This is a genomic window from Shewanella marinintestina (assembly GCF_023283845.1).
GTDB classification, from domain to species: Bacteria; Pseudomonadota; Gammaproteobacteria; order Enterobacterales; family Shewanellaceae; genus Shewanella; species Shewanella marinintestina.
In genome coordinates, this window is the sequence record NZ_JAKILC010000005.1 from 111,360 (window position 1) to 131,927 (window position 20,568).

General features: G+C 41.1%; 17 protein-coding genes. 12 read left to right on the top strand and 5 right to left on the bottom strand.

Going from position 1 to position 20,568, the window contains the following annotated elements; genetic code table 11:
• Positions 1–23 precede the first annotated feature (23 nt).
• The 8 genes from L2747_RS07235 to L2747_RS07270 all read left to right on the top strand — a co-directional run bounded on the left by L2747_RS07235 (position 24) and on the right by L2747_RS07270 (position 10,409).
• Positions 24–1,205 carry an efflux RND transporter periplasmic adaptor subunit gene (locus L2747_RS07235; RefSeq protein ID WP_248998542.1) on the top strand — a complete coding sequence of 394 codons (1,182 nt, stop codon included), beginning with the start codon at positions 24–26 and terminating at the stop codon, positions 1,203–1,205.
• A gap of 101 nt (positions 1,206–1,306) precedes the next feature.
• Positions 1,307–2,503, top strand: coding sequence for an ABC transporter permease (locus L2747_RS07240; RefSeq protein WP_248998543.1), 1,197 nt, complete (start codon positions 1,307–1,309; stop codon positions 2,501–2,503).
• Positions 2,504–3,653: 1,150 nt separating this feature from the next.
• On the top strand, positions 3,654–4,949 hold the full coding sequence (locus tag L2747_RS07245; protein WP_248998406.1) for a sensor domain-containing diguanylate cyclase: 1,296 nt from the start codon (positions 3,654–3,656) through the stop codon (positions 4,947–4,949).
• A gap of 654 nt (positions 4,950–5,603) precedes the next feature.
• Positions 5,604–6,272 (top strand): potassium channel family protein, encoded by a 669-nt coding sequence (locus tag L2747_RS07250; RefSeq protein ID WP_248998407.1) that lies wholly within the window; start codon positions 5,604–5,606, stop codon positions 6,270–6,272.
• A 10-nt stretch (positions 6,273–6,282) separates the two neighbouring features.
• Positions 6,283–7,434, top strand: coding sequence for an AI-2E family transporter (locus tag L2747_RS07255; protein WP_248998408.1), 1,152 nt, complete (start codon positions 6,283–6,285; stop codon positions 7,432–7,434).
• A gap of 188 nt (positions 7,435–7,622) precedes the next feature.
• Positions 7,623–8,696 (top strand): DUF2157 domain-containing protein, encoded by a 1,074-nt coding sequence (locus L2747_RS07260; RefSeq protein ID WP_248998409.1) that lies wholly within the window; start codon positions 7,623–7,625, stop codon positions 8,694–8,696.
• Entirely contained in the window at positions 8,683–9,828 is a 1,146-nt protein-coding gene (locus L2747_RS07265; protein WP_248998410.1) for a DUF4401 domain-containing protein, read from the top strand. The genes L2747_RS07260 and L2747_RS07265 overlap by 14 nt, the downstream gene beginning before the upstream one ends.
• Positions 9,825–10,409, top strand: coding sequence for a GDYXXLXY domain-containing protein (locus tag L2747_RS07270; protein WP_248998411.1), 585 nt, complete (start codon positions 9,825–9,827; stop codon positions 10,407–10,409). The genes L2747_RS07265 and L2747_RS07270 overlap by 4 nt, the downstream gene beginning before the upstream one ends.
• A gap of 161 nt (positions 10,410–10,570) precedes the next feature.
• Here L2747_RS07270 and L2747_RS07275 read toward each other — a convergent pair whose 3' ends face one another.
• From L2747_RS07275 to L2747_RS21475, 3 genes are all read right to left on the bottom strand, one after another.
• Positions 10,571–10,891, bottom strand: a complete 321-nt coding sequence (locus L2747_RS07275; protein ID WP_248998412.1) for a YdbL family probable chaperone protein — start codon at positions 10,889–10,891, stop codon at positions 10,571–10,573.
• Positions 10,892–10,914: 23 nt separating this feature from the next.
• On the bottom strand, positions 10,915–11,076 hold the full coding sequence (locus L2747_RS07280) for a YnbE family lipoprotein (protein WP_248998544.1): 162 nt from the start codon (positions 11,074–11,076) through the stop codon (positions 10,915–10,917).
• Between the two features lie 181 nt (positions 11,077–11,257).
• Positions 11,258–14,533 (bottom strand): intermembrane phospholipid transport YdbH family protein, encoded by a 3,276-nt coding sequence (locus L2747_RS21475; protein ID WP_248998413.1) that lies wholly within the window; start codon positions 14,531–14,533, stop codon positions 11,258–11,260.
• A gap of 346 nt (positions 14,534–14,879) precedes the next feature.
• On the opposite strand from L2747_RS21475, the gene L2747_RS07290 reads away from it, so the two are divergent.
• Positions 14,880–15,230, top strand: a complete 351-nt coding sequence (locus L2747_RS07290; RefSeq protein WP_248998414.1) for a hypothetical protein — start codon at positions 14,880–14,882, stop codon at positions 15,228–15,230.
• A 94-nt stretch (positions 15,231–15,324) separates the two neighbouring features.
• On the opposite strand, the gene L2747_RS07295 is transcribed toward L2747_RS07290, so the two are convergent.
• Positions 15,325–16,173 carry a D-hexose-6-phosphate mutarotase gene (locus tag L2747_RS07295; RefSeq protein ID WP_248998415.1) on the bottom strand — a complete coding sequence of 283 codons (849 nt, stop codon included), beginning with the start codon at positions 16,171–16,173 and terminating at the stop codon, positions 15,325–15,327.
• A gap of 451 nt (positions 16,174–16,624) precedes the next feature.
• On the opposite strand from L2747_RS07295, the gene L2747_RS07300 reads away from it, so the two are divergent.
• Positions 16,625–18,415, top strand: a complete 1,791-nt coding sequence (locus L2747_RS07300; RefSeq protein WP_248998416.1) for an acyl-CoA dehydrogenase C-terminal domain-containing protein — start codon at positions 16,625–16,627, stop codon at positions 18,413–18,415.
• Positions 18,416–18,665: 250 nt separating this feature from the next.
• Positions 18,666–19,355 (top strand): pyrimidine 5'-nucleotidase, encoded by a 690-nt coding sequence (gene yjjG, locus L2747_RS07305; RefSeq protein WP_248998417.1) that lies wholly within the window; start codon positions 18,666–18,668, stop codon positions 19,353–19,355.
• 32 nt (positions 19,356–19,387) lie between these two features.
• On the opposite strand, the gene L2747_RS07310 is transcribed toward yjjG, so the two are convergent.
• Complete coding sequence (locus L2747_RS07310; RefSeq protein WP_248998418.1) at positions 19,388–19,999, bottom strand: DUF938 domain-containing protein; 612 nt, start codon at positions 19,997–19,999, stop codon at positions 19,388–19,390.
• 195 nt (positions 20,000–20,194) lie between these two features.
• Between L2747_RS07310 and L2747_RS07315 the strand changes: the two genes are divergently transcribed.
• Complete coding sequence (locus L2747_RS07315) at positions 20,195–20,560, top strand: hypothetical protein (RefSeq protein ID WP_248998419.1); 366 nt, start codon at positions 20,195–20,197, stop codon at positions 20,558–20,560.
• The last annotated feature ends 8 nt before the right edge of the window (positions 20,561–20,568 follow it).

Sequence of the window (20,568 nt, forward strand, 5' to 3'; positions counted from 1 at the left end):
GTAAATTGATTGCTAGTAGCTTAATGCTGAGCGCAGTATTGCTGATGACGGCATGTAGCGATCCTGCTAGCAACGGCGTATTAACTTTTGAAGTGAATCGTTCTGATTTTAAAGTCGATATCCCTGCAACAGGTGAGTTAGAGGCCAGTAACTCCACTACCGTAAATGTGCCGACAGGTCTTCGAGGTCCACAGTCACTGGCGTGGATTATGGATAATTTTAGCAGCGTTAAAGCGGGTGACGTTGTAGCAAGGATGGATGGTACTCGAGAGAGTTTTCGATTGGAGATGGAAGCGCTCGATTACGACCGTTTAGGTCTTGATAGCCAGATCCAATCGCAAAAAGATAAAACCATTGATAAGTCACTGAGCACCGACACAAAGTTAACTGCCCAAGAGCAAGATTTAGCTGAACGCTTTTTTAGTGAAGATGAACGTGTTTATACCAAAATAGATATTATTGATCAGATGCGTAACCAAGATTATCTTGAAGCGAAGATGGATTTTTATGGGTGGGGAATTAGCCAGCATGGCTCTCAAGCAGAAGCTGAGCAAGAGCTGATTAAATTAAAGCAAAAAGGCCATAAAGCGAAAATGAATCGCTATTCAAACAACCTTAAGCAGATGGAGATAGTCGCGCCTCACGACGGCTTATTTGTTGCTCAGCCAGGTTGGAATGGTGCTTTACCTGTGCCGGGAGACATGATGTGGTCGGGGATGGCTATAGGCTTATTACCCGACACTTCTAAGATGCAAGCTAAACTATTTGTACTTGAATCCGAGGCGTTAGGTTTAGCGATAGGCAAACCTGTAACCTTATATCTTGATGCGTATCCAGAGCTCGCGCTAACAGGGACGCTAACGCAACTCGACGCGTTAGCCAAAGCAAAGGAGCAAGATAGCCCGGTTAACTATTTTCAAATAACAGTTAGTCTAGATGAAACTTTGGTTGAAATTATGCAGCCCGGCCGACAGATTAACGCCATGGTGCATGCGCTAGACATCAAAGATGTCATTACTGTGCCTAATCAAGCCTTGTTCCAAAAGTCAGGTGAGTACTGGGTTTATCTAAAAACAGCAAAGGGCTTTGCTAAGCAGAGTGTTACTTTAGGTAATCGCAGTTTAAACCGCACGGTAATAAAAGAAGGATTAGCGCAAGGTGATACTGTTGCGCTTACGACTCCGCCAAAGAGGAATCGAGTATGACCCAGAATAGACCTTTGGCGGATCTCACTCACCTTTCCGCTAACAAAAGCTCAATTCCACTTGCTGTATATTGGGAAGGTATAAAACAAGCTTTTGATGAAATGCGTCATCATAAACTGCGAACTTCGCTGACATTACTCGGCATGATATTTGGTGTTGGTGCGGTTATTGCCATGCTAAGCGTTGGCGAAGGGGCTGAGCGTGAAGCATTAAAAATGATTGAGTCGATGGGTGTAAATAATCTTGTAGTTAATGCTCGTAGCGCTGAAGGTGAAGCACTAAAATCGGAGCGCGAACATAGCATTGGCTTAAGTTTGCGTGATATTGAAAGTGCTCGCGATACTTTGCCATTTGTAGAGAACTGGAGCGCAGAGAAAGACGTTAAGGTTTTCAGTTTATTTAGTTTAAAGGGCCGTAGTGACGCGAAAGTATCTGGTGTTACGCCAAGCTATTTTGACCTGAGCGCATTGCCGTTAGGTGAGGGGCGTACGTTAAACGTTAGTGATGAGAATTATTATCAGCAAGTTGCGGTACTCGGGCCTGAAGCCGCGAGAAGTTTATTTCCGCAGGGTAACGCGATAAACAGCCTTATAAAGGTAAACCATCAGTGGTTTACTGTGGTCGGCGTGCTTTCTGAAAAAGAGGGCAGTAAGTCGAGCATTCAAGGGGTTAAGCTTGGCGGGGAACGAAATCAGGTGTTTATTCCGTTAACCACAGCGTTAAAAAAAATGCAGTTTAACAGTTTAGAAAGTGAGCTTGATGCATTTAAACTGGCGTTGGCTGATGGCGTTGAGCCTTCGTTAGCGGCTAAAAGTTTGCAACATCTGTTGAATCGGCGCCACGGTGGTGAAAAAGACTTCGATGTAGTCGTACCTGCAGACTTGCTTGCACAACACCAAAAAACACAGCAGATCTTCAATATTGTGATGGCATGTGTGGCAGGGATCTCTTTGCTCGTTGGGGGCATAGGTATTATGAATATCATGCTGGCGACCATTCTAGAACGTACTGGAGAAATTGGTTTGCTCAGAGCTTTAGGGGCAAAACGCAAAGATATAGCGCGTCAGTTTTTAATTGAGAGTATCGCAATTTCGGCTACAGGCGGCATTATTGGAATAGGTGTGGGTTTACTATTAGCACTCGTCATTTCATCGGCGGCGGGTTGGCCTGTTGCTTGGTCACCGTTTGCTATTTTATTGGCACTAGGCGTGTGTATGACGATAGGCGTGGGGTTTGGTTTATACCCAGCGAATAAAGCTGCCAAACTGGATCCGATTGTTGCCCTACAGCGAGATTAATGACCGAGGAAGTCATTTCGGTAGCAGTTATACATTAGGGTTGAAATAGCAATCTGTAAGTAACATGACCCGTGGTTTCGCCACGGGTTGTTTTTCAGTGATACACATATGTCTTCGTATAGGAAGAGCGTGTTGACTCATGCAATTTAGACTGGCTTAGTCATATGGTTGATGAACCTGCGTTAAGCATTCAAGTATTTGATTGTTTTAAGTTCTGTAACTCCTCTTGAGTCGAAGTGAAATCAGATGTTTTTACAGTATTGGTTATGGCTGCTCTTTTTGGCTTCAAATCTACAAGCTAATAACGCTTATCAATTAAGTTGTGCTTGCGATTCAAATTGTTCTCCCTGAAAGCACCTGTAACCCATCTTCGTGATTTGCTTTGAGAGGAATACCTTCATTGAGGCAAGGTATAAACCAAGAGATACTCGACAAGCGAGCAAGCCACTTAACCATCAAGCGGCATTTTATTAAGGTGTGATTATTGAGATGCTTAGTAGCGAGGTTATGAACATTAGTTGCCAGAACCCATAGAGTAATGATGTTATGATTTGTTAAAGACCTCGCCTTATTCATATCTATCCTAAATGCGAATGATGATGTATGACAGCAAAGGCGCATATGTCCAAAAATATCGGATAATGCTTCTATTTCATCAACAATTCAGCCGTGTAGATGTTTATCATATACCTTCGCCAGACAAGTAATACACCGAGATTGATAACATGATAAGCGCGTTGTTTCAGCATCGATTAGGGGATATCTTGCAGAGCTCATGATAGCAATTCTTCACTAGCAGTAGTGATCAGGTTACTAAAAATTTTTGAGAGTGGGACGATAGAACAAAGGTATAGCTGTCTTTTCTTTTGGCTCTCTTTTTTCTAAAAGAGGTATGCGTCACAACTTAATAAAGACATTTCCCATCAATAACCTAAATTCGTTAAGCTAGGTCACAATACTGTGAGCGCCTGCGCAAGGTGCTCCCCAAGCTTACTTGCGACGGCACCTTGAGGCTCTAGTGAAACTAAACCGCAAGCGCATAGATGCTCACCTACTTAGCACAATCAAAATTACATTGCTGATTGTCATTGTGTTTTCGTTGGTCAATTTTTCCTTTCAGTACATGAACCTTAAATCGTTCCGGGAAAGCATGGTCGAAACCGCGCTGGAGGAGACGACTAACCACATTCCCAATGTGCTTCGAGAAATTAATAAAAATTACGCTTATACCAGCAAAATATTAGCAGAGCTATATGCCGAAAAGTTAGCTGATGGTTATCAGGTAGATAAACTATTGCTCGAATTGCAAAGCAAGCAACGCGCCATTGGTGTTAAACAGATTGGTTTAGTGGACTCCTGTAATGGCCTTTATCTCGACACCCTTGGTCGAGTTCTTCAGCTTGATATCAGTTCTGCAAGAGATCAGTGGGTTCAAGAGTTTATTGATGGCCAAGCCGACTATCGCTATGCCTTGTACGATCCAGACGAGCTTGAATATGAGAGCCTGTATTCGTTCTACTATGACCATAAGATCAAAGACGACCATGGAAAGACGATAGGGATCCTTGGGATAGGCTTAAACTATGAAGACCTATATCAGCGTATTCAGGGGCTTGATAATAACATTGACATCAGTTTTCTGAATTTAGACGGAGACATTCGGCTGCCCAAAAATAATAAAGGCAAATCAGTATTTTCTTTGTATCCCAATTTATCCAAACAGCAGTTTGACTTAATCCAACAGCAGGACCAAATTTTGTGGAGCAATGGCAACCGTGAAAACTATTTGGTTTATTTTCATTACTTAGCAGACATCAATCGAATTTTACTGCTTAAAATGGACAACACGGATTATTACAATAATTCGAGAAAGCAATACTTTGTCTCATTTTTGATCGGCCTAGCATTAATTTTTACCGTTGCTATCCTTAACCTGTTTTATATTTTCTATCAAAATAAGCGTCTAAATAAGAGTGCGTTTTATGATTTACTTACCGGTTGTTACAATCGTAATTATTTAGAGAACAGGATTAAATTAAGGCCGTTTTGGCGCCAATTGACCCAAGCTCAATGCTCGATGTTGGTGTTTGATATTGACTATTTTAAACACGTTAATGACAGTTTCGGTCATCTAGAAGGTGACAAAATGTTAAAGCAGGTGGCGTCCGTTGTGCGTAACTGCCTAAGAGAAAGCGACCATTTTATTCGCTGGGGCGGTGATGAATTTCTCGTTCTGATTGAGATGCCGCTTCAAGAATCGATGGCTATCGCGAACCGAATTCAGCTACGAGTTGAACAAGAAACGTCCGTCACGTTGTCTCTCGGCATAACCGACATTACCAGCAATGACAGTTTTCAAACAGCCATGAAGCGAGCTGATTCAGCTCTCTATGAAGCCAAAGATAAAGGACGCAATCAGGTTCGCGTCTGCTGTAAAACCTTATAATCCGCTAAAAAATAACACTTGGCCCCCATGAATACAGTTTGAACTCACCGCTAAAATGGTTTCGCAGGAACGTTTTTTTGGTGGAAAGCAACACACTTGAAAAAACTAACTAGGCCCCTTAATAGGTTCACGCTTGTTGATACGAGATTGTTTGTAAAAAATCGCTGACTTTGCGTCTATTAGCAGATTTAACAATATGATTGATAGGATTCGGTGCCATTGGAGCAATAGCTGCGTGGCGCAGATACACTGACACTGCGGTAACGACTATCTTGCATAAAGTACGGGGACAGGTTTAAGGTATTTCAAAGTTAGGTATCAAATGTCTTCCCCCTTAATTTATACAATAAATACACAGTAGTGATACAGCTGAGGTAGTTGATAAAAGGGCGAACAGGTAGCGGGCTTTAACCCATTTTAGAGCATTGCATTGTGTTGTTGCTTGGTATTAAGGATGCCGTTATTCAAAGCTAACGTTCTCGCATATCAATAGACAGCTAATCAATTTTAATACTCTTTACAGCTTAATTAGAGGATAGGCGGTTAAAAAATATCAGCAATTGCAGTTAAACTAAGCTATTGTATTGAAAGTGTTAGCCTAATAACTAATAAGTGTTATGGCGGAAAAATGAGAGCTGACAAGGAATCGCCAGTTTGATAAAAAAAATAATAACTAAACACAATAATTTTTACTATATGACCGCTGCTCTCGTGGTGTTGTTATTAAGTGCTTCTTTAGTTAAATCTGTTGCTGATGGCATGCTTGAATCACTGCTTGATGGGGTTATTGCGATAACCTTTTTAGTTTGTGTGATCAGCCTAGGCGTGGACAAAAGTTGGAAGCGTTTTATGCAAGGGCTGATTGTTGTTTGGCTGATAGCAGCAATGGTGAAACGATTTACCTCTCTTCCTTATATTGATCTCTTTATGCTGATGCTTATGTTTGCTTTTTTTTGGGGGACATTTAGTTCAATCGCTCGGCAAATACTTTTCTCCGGTTCTGTCGATGGCAATAAGGTTGTTGGTTCGATTGCACTTTTTTTGCTACTTGGCCTAATGTGGGCTTTAGTTTATTTACTTATTTTGGCGCTTTCGCCTCTTGCTTTTACTGGTATTGAGCATAGCGCCTGGGGTCAAAATTTTTCTCAAATGGCTTATTTTAGTTTCGTCACTTTAACCACACTAGGTTATGGCGATATCAGCCCAAATACCCCTTTTGCACAAGTTGCAGTTTATATGGAGGCAATTGCTGGCGTGTTTTACATGGCGATTGTCGTTGCTAGTTTGGTGAGTTCAGGATTGGCTCATAAGGAAACCCAATAGGAAGCTTAATATGGAAAACCCTATGCAACATAGTCAGAGTAAGTTGTTTATCAATAACATGATGGAGTCCGCTATTCGGATTGGCTTACTGTTTATATTGGTTGTTTGGACGTACGATATCATTAAACCTTTTGTTATTCCTGTGCTTTGGGGAGCGATTATCGCGGTAGCGCTAATGCCAATGACACAAAGACTTGAGCGTGCGCTTAAAGGGCGGCGTGGCGTTGCTGCCAGCATATTAGCGTTAGCTGGGATTATTCTACTTATTGCACCATTTTGGATTGTGTCGAGCTCTCTTTTTGAAGGGATTTCTCACACAATAGAAGTTTTGCAATCTGGTGATGTTGATATCCCAGGGCCAACTCAAAAGATTGCAGATCTCCCCTTAGTTGGCGATAAGCTATATGAAATATGGGCATTATTTGCCACTAATTTAGAGAAGGCTGTGCTACATTTTTTGCCACAAATTAAAACCGGTGTGAGCGCTGCCGCTGGTATGTTGGGTAGTAGCTTAGGTACTTTGGTGATGTTTATTATTTCATTGGCTATTGCTGGTGGTTTTATGGCTCATGCAGAAAAGTCTGCAGCAGCCGTTAGTACGGTGGCCGTCAAAGTGGCGGGGACTCACGGTGAAGAGTGGACGAGTTTAACTGCTGCGACTATCCGTAGTGTGTTATTAGGGGTTGTTGGTGTTGCCTTTATTCAATCCATCTTAATTGGCTCAGCGTTGTTTACTTTTAGTATTCCGGCTGCAGGGTTATTTACTTTTATTGTGTTTATATTGGGAATTGCACAATTACCGCCGCTGTTAGTGGTGTTACCACTGATCTTTTATGTGTTTTCAACACATGATTCAACGCCTGCAACTATATTTACTATTTGGGTTTTAGTGGCTGGTATTTCTGATAGCGTGTTAAAACCTATGCTGATGGGGCGCGGTGTAGATGTGCCAATGCCAGTTATTCTAATAGGCGCGATCGGTGGCATGTTAACCGCTGGTATTATTGGGTTATTTTTAGGTGCTGTGGTTTTAGCTATATGGTATGAACTATTTATGACCTGGCTAAAAGCAGAAAAAGCATTAAAGAAGCCAGCGGAAGCTGCTGGTGGCGAAGACGATAAATTGGTGAGCGCTCCAGCTCACGAGGGCGCAGACGACTAATTTCGATTGAGTCGGTACTATATGCGGATAAAAAAAGGTGCTATAAGGCACCTTTTTTATTTATTTCAATTAGTTTCTTATAGTGTTTGATATTAGCGAAAGACCGTTTGTGTTTTAATAATCCAAACTGCGTAGTAGATCGCAATCTGCAAGGTCTTGATTTAAGGTCATCACAAGGGAGTTAGTGGGTGAATAACGAAAAATCTATGCTAGGGGTTTGGTTCGAGCATGGCCTTATTTCAAAGGAAGCACAACAGGCAGCATTAACACAAATACACCAAGATAAAACCCGTTTTCCGAGCTCATTGCAATGGCGTTCGCTGTTTGACCTTATGCTAATCTGGTTAGCTGGATTACTTATAGGTTCAGGTATTATTTTCTTTGTTGCTGCTAATTGGCAAGATATGAGCCAGTTTGTGCGTTTTGCGTTAGTAGAAACCTGTTTGTTACTGACCTTATCGGTATACCTTGTTATGCGTAAGCGCGCCTTAAATCGTGGAGACTTACTTGGGTTTGGATATACCACCGCTAATGCGCTACTCCTGTTGATCTGTTTGATTATTGGTAGTTTATTTGCATTAGTTGGTCAAACTTATCAAACTTATCAAACAGGGGCGGATCCATGGCAGCTTTTTGCTGTTTGGGGATTGTTTGTTCTGCCGTTAGCACTCGTCGCAGGAACTGAGCTCTTGTGGCTGCTTTTTGGGCTCTTGGTTAATGCGGCATTATTGCTTTATTTTGATGCATTTCCTGGGGCAGGAGGGCTAGTTTGGGGGGCAAACTCAGCCATGGCATGGTTATTTGTATTAAATCTTGCTTTGCACCTGTCTTGTTTATTTTTAAGCGGTGAGATTACAAATAGTCCAGTAGCACAGTTTACTCATAAACAACGCTTCTTTGCTCCTTTGTTAAGACAATTGACAATCTTAGCGGCGCTTTCAATCGTGACTATATTATCTATTGAAGCTATTTTTGACTGGAAAAATAGCATTTGGTTAATGATTTATTTTGCTTTGATTACTGCAGGTTACTTTCTCTATAACCGATATCTGCAAGATATATTTGTGCTTGCTATTGGTAGCTTTAGCCTAGTGGCCGTAGCAAATAGCTTATTGATAAGAGCTACCTTAGAGGGAGACGAACCTGTTGGTATGTTTTTAGTGTTAGGTGTGAGTATTATAGGTTCCACCACCGCGGTGACCCTATGGCTTAAACAACGTCATAAAGCCTTTAGCCAAGGAGGGCTAAGTGATATTAGTTAACTTTAAAGGACGATTTACGGCTAGTGATAAGATGGCGCAAACAGAGCTTTGGGCTACCCTTGCATCGCAAGGGCTAGTTGATACCGAGCAACCAGATACAGTGGTCAGAAGCCCTTGGTATATCCAATTCATGCAATCGATAGCCGCTTGGGTGGCATCTTTATTTGTTTTAGCGTTTACGGTTACTTTCTTCGGGCTATTTTTTGATGGTCTTGATACGCTTTTTGCGACGTTAGTCGGAGTCGTTTATAACTGCGCTGCGATAGTCATTTATCGTAATAATATTGGGCGGCGACTATTTATCAACCAAATGGCGTTGGCACTAAGTCTTTGTGGTTTATTATCGTTAGCTTATGGCCTTACTGAATGGTTTGATTTTGATAATGGCATAAGTTGGTACTTGGTTTTCTTTAGTGTTTTACTCATGAATTGGCTAATTGTTGAACACTATAGCCATCAGTTCATTACGAGCTTTGGCATGATAGCCTGCGCTGTAGGTGTGAGTTATGAATTGCGGTTGCTCGAGATCTTACCGGCGGTGTTAAGTCTTGGATTTACCATTATTTGGCTTAATGATACGAAGTATGCCGCGTTGCTTTCTCGGCTGAATGCACTAGGGTACATGTTAGCTATTTGGCTAGTATTAATTCAACTCCCGCTTTTACTTGCCGATACGCTTTTATTGCAACACAGTGATTTTCCAATCTTAGCAACTTGGTCTAACCCACTTTCTATCATTACCACATTGATCATTGCGGTGGCTTTATTTGCCAATATTTTAAGGTCATTAACGACTCAGTTAAACTGCAAGCAATCGGTACTCTGTATATTTGGCTTAGTTTTATTGGCGTTGTTATCTTTACCAATGACAGGGCTATTGACTGCGGTGCTGATCTTGATTGTTGGCTTTTATGTGGGAGAAAGAGGTATTTTCATTTTAGGTATACTAGGCGTTATAAGTTTCATTGCTTGGTATTATTACAGCTTACAATTGCCCTTATTAGATAAATCGATATGGCTAATAGCGCTTGGTATAGGGTTACTGGTTGTGAAAGTTGTTTCAAGCAAAGTATTTCCTGCTACTGCTATTCAAGAAGCAACCTCTATTGAAAACGAAGCTGACTGCCAATGATGAATAGTTTAAATACCAGAGCAAACACGACTAACAAACAGCAAAATAAATCTAAGCATAGCTTTGGATTACCACTAAGTGCTTATGTCATTATTGCAACTCTATTGGCTGTGCTTACTTTGGTAAATTTTGATATCTACCAAAAAGAGCAACATCTGCTTAAAGGAAAAGTCATTCGATTAGCATTAGCATCTGTTGATCCTCGCTCATTAATGCAAGGGGATTATATGGTGCTGAATTATGCAATCGCTGCTCAGGTTAGTGCTTTTGTACCTGAGGGGACTACTGACGGAACGATGCAAGTCAAGCTAGATGAAAACCAAGTTGCAAGCTTAATTAGTGTCGATGAAATCCCGCTGACGACTTACAGTAATATTGTGGCAGAGGCTCAAGCTCTAACAACGATGTCTATTCAATACCGTATTCGCAATCATCAAGTCAAATTTGCTAGTAATGGGTATTTTTTTGAAGAAGGACAAGGAGAGCGTTACGAGCAGGCCGAATATGGTCAATTTAGAGTAAATGAGCAAGGTAGCCTTTTATTGGAATCGTTACTCGATAACAGCTTTAACGTGCTTTAAAGCTGGGAAACCCCAAAGCATAATAGGCTTGGTCGGTACAATATTCTTGTCGCCGATAATGAATGTATCACGGTATAGCTTTGAGCACACAGTAATTAAAATAGGCTAAAGTAAAATGCCGTTAAAAAAGTTAAACGGCATTTAGTTGATGCTTTGAGGGGTTACTTTTTAATCCACTTACCTGACTGGTTTTTTATGTAGTGGCCTTTTTTAGTCGCCTTGATTGCTTTCTCAGCGGCTAACTTGGCCACATCATTTACCGAAATTCGATTCTGTTTTGCTATTTTTTCATAGTGAGCTTTGCGTTTGGCATTGACTGAACTGACAACGGCTTTGGCATCTGCAGAGTTTTTGACTACGCCTAAATAGCCATTTGCTTGTTCGCCGACTAAACCTTGAGCTTTGGCATCTTGCAAAGAAATAGCAAAGGCATTAAAGCTGAGAATAAGACTCGCAACCAGTAAAAGAATTTTTGACTTCATGGGGTTCTCCTTAATGGCTCTGCTTAGAAAAGTTCATCGTTGGCGAGTAGTTGATCTAGCTCTTTATCGACCTTGATCTTGATTTCATGCTCAATTTTTACATTGAGGTTAATCACAATTGGTTTATCAGGTGGCTCAATTTTGACAGTTGGGCTGCAACCGACTATGGCATACATTGCCAGCATTATGCTTAATAAAATTTTCGGGCTGTTTACCTGAGAGCCTGATATTTTCAAGCGTTGAGCTATAGAGTTTCGTTTTATAGGATCATGCAATGCTTTCATTGGCTTATCCTTTCCTTAAGTGGCTTTCTAAACGGTTTTGTAACAAGGCAATTGATAAGTGACTCAATGCGCTAACTACAAGCTATTTCACTGCTTTTTCTATCTGATTTTGCAAATTATCACCAATCTGCAAACTCCTAAGTAATTGGATCATATTCTCTTCTTGAGAATAGTTGAAGTGAATCGGTCGTTCAACACCTTGACTGCGGCCTTTAACATTAACTTTCAATGTCGCATCACCTGCAGCTGTCATATCAAAGGTACTTGAAAGCTCTGTGTAATCTAAATGTTCTAGCGTTGCAAAGGCAAACTCTAGGTAAGGCTGGCTTTGGCGCATCTGCTCAACAGCTGGGTTATTGCCTATAGCGATCAAGCCGCCAGGTGCCCGTGCGGCAAGCTTACCGCCGTTGACACTGGCTTTGCCAGCTTCTAAACGAACGGGTAAAACTCCATCAAAAATGCCATCTGCATAGACTCCAGTGAGTGGTTGCAGCGCCAGTAACTCTGCTAGATCTATTCTCTGCAGTACAAAATAGGCAGAAGAGGGCTTATTTAAGTTTACTTCAAATTGAGGGATAAGCAGCTGCCCACCGAGTAGATCGCCCTTGGCCGTGAGGTTAACAGAAGCTTGTTTGACCCCGAGTAGCTGTTGGGCTAAGGCTAAATTTTGCTGATTTGATTCAGAATCAGCTCCTGACTGAGCTCCTGACTTAGCCCCTGAGTCAGTTAACGGCGCTACTTTTGATTCACTGCTAAAGGCAACTGCTGCCTCTGCGTTTATATCTGTAATTAACACACCGGGATTAAAGGCTTTTAACGATAAAGTGACGTTATCACAGTTGAATTGGCTAGCTCGTTTATGGTCTTGGTTTTGCTGCCAATTAAACTGGCATTGGGTGTCCATATTGCCACCTTCAAAAGGTAACAAGTTAATACTGCCCTTAATGTCATTCACTTTTGGGTCAAAAGTTAATTCAAACTGTGTGCTTTTATTTTTACTCAGCAGGTAATGCATGTTTATTTCTGCATTACCTTGGATCTCAAGTGCATCAGGTAAGCTATCTGTCTGACTGAGAAAACGAAGAATGGGTGCAAATTCACTATTAAACTGCCAATCTCCGACTAATGTAAATGGGCTAAAGTTAGCGGCTGACGTGAGGAATTGATGTTGGCTGTTAAACAGCAGGTCATTAATTTGCCAGACTTCTTCGCTAGTGAGTTGGTGTTTATTTAAGGCGAGTGATTGCGACAATTCTATGTTATCGAAGTTGAACAGCTTTTGTTTAGTATGTTTTTTACGTTTAATGGAATGACCTTTGTTTACCCTATTGCCTTGAGCATAAGTCGTTTTATCAAGACTGAGTTGATTTAAGTTTAGGGTAAATTGATTGCTTAATTGATGGTCTAATATTTGGCTCAATATTGACTTAGGCGGTTTGCCATTCAATAAGTTAGTGGTTAAGTTCAGTGATAATGGTGCTAAAAGTGCCAAATCGGCGTTATTCAGTGCAAGCTTGTAGGTTTCATCTGCGGTTGAATCTAAGTTATTTTTTAACGCGAGTTCGCCTGCAAGATTGGTTAATTGGTAGCTCACACTCGGAATTGTTAGGTGAGTATCGCCTTGCTCATATTGATAAGTTAATGGCGAATCAATATTGATTTGGGTCTGCCCAATGCGGGTTAGTAGCTGGGAATGGTTTTGACGTTTAGCTACAGTTGGCTGATTATTTTTAACGCCGCTGATTACAGATATTTTGGCATCTTTGGCTATTTGGGCTTCTTGGGCAATTAAGGTTGGGTGGCGACTGATACTTATTCCCTGGGTTTGTTGTGTCGATGCTGGTTTAACGTTAATTGCGTAGGTAAGCTCAGCCTGATTTTTACTCACACTCACATCGCCACTAAGTTCAAGTAATGCGCTGTCGATTTCTACCTGATAGGGAAGTTTTTGTAAGGTTGGCCATAGTTGATTAATGATTATTGGCTGCTGGTGGTGCGCGTTAAGTTGCCACTGGCTAGATACCGTAAAGTCATTAGTTGCGAGTATTTGATACGCCGTATTATCAAGCTTGAGTTTTGCATCAATTTTACTGTCTATGATGGCAATCTCAATTTCAGGCATTAACAATGAGTTTGTGGCTAATTGATACGTTAATGCTTGGTTGAGGCTTATCAGTAACTGAGGCGAGCTATGATTGTTTCGCTTAAGCGCTTGATAGAGATTTAGCAGCGCAGCTTCAAAGGGCTTGTCATTAAGCTTATTAATGATTTGGGTTAACTGGCTATCTTGTTTATTTGGCGCTGTCGTTTTAGCTGCAGTTTTTGTCGTAAACGTCACAGGCAGTTTTAAGGGGGCTAACGTCAGCTCTGGCTGTGCAATATTGCCATTGATAGCAAACTCAATCGAGTCAGGGGACTCTGCACTTTCAGTTGTTGCTACTAAAGCAACGGGTTGTAGCGTTAGGTCCGCTAAATCCCCAAGCGTAAGGCTGAGCCCATGTAAGTGGTGTGTAGATGTTAGCTGCGCAGTTTTGAGATCAAGTGCGAGCTGTGAGTCTAATGTCGCTTTAAGACTCAAATTTTTATCGTCGAGGGTTTGTACCAAATCATAAAGTGGCGTCAGCAGGCTATGTTGTACCTGCGTTGAGGATTCTTTGTGGCTTTTTCGCAAGAGGGCGCGTTCGCTGGCGGCTAACTTGCGAGTGAAATCCTGTAATAAGGTTAGATCTATGTTGGATTTAGCTTGCCAGTTTTTGTCATCAAGTTCGGCAGTTAAAGTGAGTAGCCGTTGTTGATTTACATCTATTCGGCTAGAGAGCTCGCCGGAATTATTCAAACTAAGATCATGCAGGGTTAAAGATAGCGCCGCGTCTTCAATGCCTTTTAGCGTGATGTGAGTTTGTTTGAGCTTAATATCTGGCAATGCATCAAAGTTAAGGCCGATGGCAGGGCCTGTTTCATTCGGTGCTTTATCTGAAAGCATTAATGAATTTAATGAGAGCCTTACCTGTACATTTTCAACCGATAACGCCTTTAAATCACTGACATTAAAGGCCCAAGGTTTTGTGTTTTTATCAAAGACTAAGTTGAGGTCATTAAGGGTTATATCCGTGTTATCGACGGTGAGTTCAGCGCTGGTTACGTGCCATTGGGTTAAGCTTTGTGGTTTGAAGCTAAGTTGGTGTACTTGGGTGTTATAGGCTGATAAAAACTGATTTGCGACATCGATTGTGACTCTTTCATAATACCTAAGCGCCACAAGACCGGCGATAGCAACAAGCGCTACTAGGCTGATAAAGGAGAACGCTAAATATCGGGTGGCTTTCTGTCGCCAGCTTTTTGGTACTGCCTGTTGCACTCGCAAGGTTCCATCTGTTGTGAGCTAAAACCGCAACCATTATTGATTTTTAGCTAGCTTGCTGGCTTTTAGTATAGTCAGACGATTCTAACACCTTAACTTAATACCTGAATAGATGAACAAGGAGACTGTTATTTCGACAAGGTCATGTTTTTCAACAATGACAATCTTGTGAGTTAGCTCAAATAACCGAGTGTTGTTTTTTATATTTATCGTTACATATTGAACCATTTGTTACTGACTTGCTCAATATTGAGCGGCGTGTCGCTGTTCTTTTGGCTAAAGCATTTTTATTTCGTTTAGGAATGCTTTAGCCAGCAGTATTTAACAGAAAAAGAGGTTCACATTGAAAAACTTAGGCTGGTTGTTAATTTTTATTCCCGCGCTTTGTACTTGCTCATTAGTCTTTATGGTCATCTTGCATTATTTTCATATTATCGAAAGCACCGAGATTTTAGTTGGTTTGATGTTTTCATTGCTGGCGCTGAATCTAATGGGATGTGTGACGATAGGATTAAAAACCTCAGGTAATCTTCCTTACCTTCTATTTGGTAATCTATTGTTCTTCATCATTTTTGTTTTTTCGATTGCCACTGTAAACACTCATGATTGTCAACATCACGAACAAAAACAGAATAGCCAACTAGATACACCTGTCTTAGGTCAACAGCTTGATTTGGACTTGGCTAGAGAATGATTTTATAAGTAATAAGTATTAAATAATTGGCGAGTAACGCATTTATGATAGCCAGAAAAGACAATGTTTTACTGGCTATCACAACAGAAGAGGCTTACGCTTTCCAGCGAATATGTGTGGTTAGCGTATGACTTTCATTAGGTGCCAAGACCACTTTATCTTCTAATACGTTTGCAGCCTCTAGGCAAACCATCGTCAGGTAGTCATCGCTATTGAAGCGAGATAACCGCGCTGATTTATCAATCCATGGATTCCAAAGTACAGCACTCTTGCTATTTTCGCGGCTGACTTCGATTACACCATCAGGAGTATGAAGCTCTTGTACATTGCCTAGTTCAGTATAAACTCGATCGGTTTCTCGGGTGAATTCAACTTTGTCATTTTCTTGAGTGAAAGGACCTTGACCAAACTCTATATACTTAGCACCCTCAAAACCACTAGCTTGTAGCTGATGGATATCATTGATTGGAAAATAAGTGTGCAGCGCCTGAGTTAGGCTAACGTCATAATCACTACGGTTGGTATTCACTAAGCTGACTGAGAGGCGGTCGCTTAGCGTAAATAACAATTCAACATCGGTGTCGTGAGGCCAGAACAGCCTATCTTCTTCACTGATGTTTAGCGTGAACTTAAGATCAACAATTTGGTTGCGCATTTTTACCGACTCAAGCGCCCAAATACGAGTGCGAGCAAAACCATGCTGAGGAAAATCAGGGTTTTCGTTCATGCCAAACCATGGCCAACAAACTGGAATACCACCGCGGATCCCATTGCCAGGAGAATAGTCATCAGCGCTTGAAACCCAAAGCAATGGCTTTTGGCCAACAGGTTCAAAGAAATCAATCTGTGCACCTTGCATAAAGATCCTAGCTTTACACAAAGGTGTATTAACGTCGACGTACTCTAATCCATTAGCATGTTTATTAGTGGTGACGGAACCCATGAGGTGTTGTCCTTTCAAAGCGTTATCACGATATAGTTGAGCTAGCTTACCCGTTTTTTGAAAACGACATAAGCCTTCTTTTAACCGGATTTGCGGTAATGCTGTTCTGTTGAACAAACAAATGCCGCATCAGGTTAAGATTTAGCATTATTTATTTACCGATTGTGCACCAGGCTGGCGTATTTAACCTTTAGCTATAGTCATTCAGTTTACTTTACAATTATTTAAAGACCGTGCATGTGGTGAATATAATCCGCTTTTAGAGCTTAGTGAGAAAATATTTGTTGGTCATTTCTAATAACGTTCTCTAATCCTAATTTGATTTTTTAATGTTTGCTCCCTTGTTGTTTTAACTAAAAAATTGCTGTGTTTTTAGCCAAACTTAGTTATGGTGGTTAAAAGGTGGTCAGAGCACCGACCATTAATGATAAGAACTAAAAGGGACGATGTTATGCCAATTTACCAAGCACCAATCCGCGATTATCAGTTTGTTTTAAATGAGCTCTTAAATATATATCAGCAGGATGAATTGAAAGGTTTTGATGAGTTTGACCCTGAGCTGATAGATGCGGTGCTGCAAGGTGTAGCCGATTTTACCACTGATATTATGCTGCCACTCAATGGCAGTGGTGATGTTGAAGGTTGTCGCTTGGTTGACGGAAAAGTCATAACCCCCCAAGGCTTTATCGATGCATACCAGCAATACGTTGATAATGGTTGGGCAACGTTAACCTGTGACCCTGAATTTGGCGGCCAAGGTTTACCTGAAGTAGTCGGTGTGTTTGCAACCGAAATGAAAACTTCAACTAATATGGCTTTTGCTATGTATCCTGGGCTGACTCACGGTGCTTATGCCGCGATTCATACTCATGGTAGTGATGATCTAAAAAGTAAATATTTAGAGAAATTAGTCAGTGGTGAATGGACTGGCACAATGAATCTTACTGAGTCTCATTCGGGCACGGATTTGGCATTGTTGCGAACTAAAGCGATCCCTCAAGCGGATGGCACTTTTGCTATAACTGGTGAAAAAATCTTTATCTCATCAGGCGATCATGATTTAACTGACAATATTGTACATTTGGTATTAGCAAAGCTGCCTGATGCACCTGAAGGGGTTAAAGGCATTTCGTTATTTGTGGTGCCTAAAATATTGATTAACAAAGATGGCAGTTTAGGCGATCCAAATACGCTTTGTGCAGCGAGTTTAGAACACAAAATGGGGATCCATGGTAACTCAACCTGCGTGATGAATTTTGATGGTGCAATTGGAGAGCTGGTAGGTGAGCCGCATCAAGGGCTACGAGCCATGTTTACAATGATGAATCAAGCAAGATTAGGCGTTGGACTGCAAGGGTTAGGTGTATCTGAAATTGCTTATCAAAACGCACTTGCTTACGCAAAAGATCGTATTCAAGGTCGAGCACTAAGTGGTGCTAAGCAGCCCGAGCAGGCGGCTGACTCTATTTTGGTGCATGGGGATGTGCGCCGAATGTTATTGTCGCAAAAGTCATTTAATGAAGGCACTCGAGCATTAATGGGGCAACAAGCGCTTTGGCTAGATGAATCTGAAAGGCATAGCGATGACGAGTGCGCTAAAGTGGCATCCAAACTTGCCGCATTATTCACGCCGATTGTAAAAGGTTTTGTCACAGATCAAGCCTTTAAAGCTTGTGTTGATGCACAACAGGTATTTGGTGGACATGGATATATTCATGAGTGGGGCATGGAGCAATTCGTACGTGATAGTCGTATCGCAATGATTTATGAAGGTACTAATGGCGTACAAGCTTTAGATCTTGTTGGCCGTAAGTTGTTGTCAGATAAGGGAGAGGCACTGCAAATATGGTCCTTAGAAGTCAAGTCTTTGATAGAACGTAATAGGGGCACTGAAGAGATGAAGCCATACCTTGCTGGTTTAATGGATGCTGCTGGCGACCTTGAAAAGGCCACTGCTTACTTAACAACAAACGCAGCTAAAAACCCTGATTTAATAGGAGCTGCGTCTATGGCCTATATGCAAATTTTAGGGATCGCTGCGCTAGCATGGATGTGGACTCGAACCGCAGAAAAAGCAATACAAACAATAGCAGCAGGTACTGAAGAAACGGCCTTCTATCAAGATAAGCTCAATACTGCTAAGTTCTTTATGCATTATTGGGGGGCGAAAACTCGCAGTCTGCGTAAGCAAATTCAATTAGCTAGTGAAGACATTTGCGGGTTTGATAATCGTGCTTTTTAATCGTTAAGATTATTTTCCTTGCTGAGCACTCTTGCAGATATAAGTCGTAAGAGTGCTTTTAATCAATAATCTATTTTAACATCCTTTTTAAAGCTAGAGTTCTGCTCTATATACCTTTTAGTGATTGCAGTTAGACATCTCCCCCTTATCTAAGCTAACCTTGGCGCACCTTACGAACTAGCCTTTATGGGCCATAGTTTTATTAAATACAATTAGCAGCAATGGCTGTATTCATTTAATTAGGATAGACATGCAGTATAAATGGGTACTTTTTGACGCTGATGAGACCTTGTTTCATTTTGATGCTTTTCAAGGCTTACAGCTGATGTTTTCACGATTTGACGTAGATTTTACTCGTCAAGATTTTGCGCACTATCAAACGGTGAACAAGCCTCTTTGGGTCGATTATCAAGACGGTAAACTAACCGCCAAACAACTACAAAATATTCGTTTTGAAGAGTGGGCAAAAAAGTTAACGGTATCTACTCAGCAGCTTAATAGTAGTTTTCTTGCCGCAATGGCAGAGATCTGTCAACTTCTGCCTGGCGCACAGGAGTTGATCGATGCGCTAACGGGCAGGGTTAACATGGGAATTATTACTAACGGTTTTACCGAGTTGCAAACTGTACGCTTAGAAAAAGTTGGTTTAGCTAACTGTTTTTCGCCATTAGTCATTTCAGAAGAGGTTGGTCTCGCTAAGCCTGATGTGGGAATTTTTAATCACGCATTGAGTTTGATGGGTGACCCAGACAAAGAGTCGGTATTGATGGTTGGAGATAACCCGCATTCAGATATCTTAGGAGGCATAAATGCTGGTATTCATACTTGTTGGCTAAACAGTGATGGCTCTGAACAACCTGCAGGAATTAACCCTAATTACCACGTAAGTTCTTTATGCGAACTACGAGAGCTCTTAACGAGCAATAAGTCTTTTAAATAACAGACTTATTGCGTAAGTTAATTGTTTGAATATCAGACGTTTTTTTCGAAGTGAAGTAAACGATTGTTGGCAGGCATAGGATGATCTGCTTTGAGTTTTAGCCCTTGTTCTATTGCAAGCTCAGTTATCCACTCTATGTCTCTAATTGCACTTTTAGGGTTTTGCTCTAGCAACCATTGATCAAAATTCCGATTACTATCACAGGTGTATTGCCCCTGATAATTAAAGGGGCCGTACACACAGAGTTGTCCACCAAGGCTTAAATGTTCACCTAAGCCTTTAAATAAATCTTGCACCATAGCTTTAGACATAATGTGTAAAGTATTCGCGGTAAAAATCCCATCAATAATCGGCAGTTCGAGTTTTTCTATAGGCCAAGCTTGGGTCACATCAAGTACTAGTGGCGGACGAAGATTCAAGCTAGGTTCTGCTGTAAGCCACGCATTTATTCCTCTATGATTAAAGCTTTGATCGCTGGTTTGCCAAATTAAATGCGGAAGCAGTTTAGCGAAATACACTGCATGCTGACCTGTACCACTGCCTATTTCAAGCACTTGGCTTGATTGGTTAAAGCAATGTTCGAGTACCGAACCAATGGCATATTTATTATTTTCACAAGCTTGAGAGTAAGGTAATGAGCTCACAGGTAATGCTTTGTTATCGGGTGTTATTAGTTGTTTTACCGCGTCTGCCGTATAAATTCAATTGCTGTGTAGATATTGGCTCCTAATCATCATTCTAGATATAATTAGAAGAGGTTGTGGGGAATTAGCTTTAGGTATCACTATAAAAAAGAGTTAATATCTAGCCTCTATTTTGCAGATAACAAGGCAAGTATTTTGGCTTTAGAACACAATGAAATAGTTTCGTTACTAAGCGAACTTGAGTGCAGAACAAACTTCACTATCAAGAAAGTTACCGAGTACATGTTGCCTAAGCTAAAAGAGCCATTTTATCTTTACCTAGATGGTAAGCAGGCGCAATTGGTGATCCGTCCGGCCTATGAAGTTTTTATAGCTGACTTTGCCGAATTAGATGGAGTTAACCCTAAAGCGCAATATTGTCATTATTCAGAAATGACAAGGTTTCCGAAGCGTGTGCAGAAAAGCATAAACGGTATTCACTATGGATTAGCCTTTAGTTTTGACAGTAAAGAAGCACTTAAAGTGTTTATTGAAAAGCTAATAGTCATCAATCAGGGATAGTGGCTAAC

Excerpts from the sequence above, each read along its gene's own strand:
- L2747_RS07235 (WP_248998542.1), top strand. The coding sequence starts at position 24 with ATGCTGAGCGCAGTATTGCTGATGACGGCATGTAGCGATCCTGCTAGC.
- L2747_RS07240 (WP_248998543.1), top strand. The coding sequence starts at position 1,307 with ATGCGTCATCATAAACTGCGAACTTCGCTGACATTACTCGGCATGATA.
- L2747_RS07245 (WP_248998406.1), top strand. The coding sequence starts at position 3,654 with ATGGTCGAAACCGCGCTGGAGGAGACGACTAACCACATTCCCAATGTG.
- L2747_RS07255 (WP_248998408.1), top strand. The coding sequence starts at position 6,283 with ATGGAAAACCCTATGCAACATAGTCAGAGTAAGTTGTTTATCAATAAC.
- L2747_RS07270 (WP_248998411.1), top strand. The coding sequence starts at position 9,825 with ATGATGAATAGTTTAAATACCAGAGCAAACACGACTAACAAACAGCAA.
- L2747_RS07275 (WP_248998412.1), bottom strand. The coding sequence starts at position 10,891 with ATGAAGTCAAAAATTCTTTTACTGGTTGCGAGTCTTATTCTCAGCTTT.
- L2747_RS07280 (WP_248998544.1), bottom strand. The coding sequence starts at position 11,076 with ATGCTGGCAATGTATGCCATAGTCGGTTGCAGCCCAACTGTCAAAATT.
- L2747_RS07295 (WP_248998415.1), bottom strand. The coding sequence starts at position 16,173 with ATGGGTTCCGTCACCACTAATAAACATGCTAATGGATTAGAGTACGTC.
- L2747_RS07300 (WP_248998416.1), top strand. The coding sequence starts at position 16,625 with ATGCCAATTTACCAAGCACCAATCCGCGATTATCAGTTTGTTTTAAAT.
- yjjG (WP_248998417.1), top strand. The coding sequence starts at position 18,666 with ATGCAGTATAAATGGGTACTTTTTGACGCTGATGAGACCTTGTTTCAT.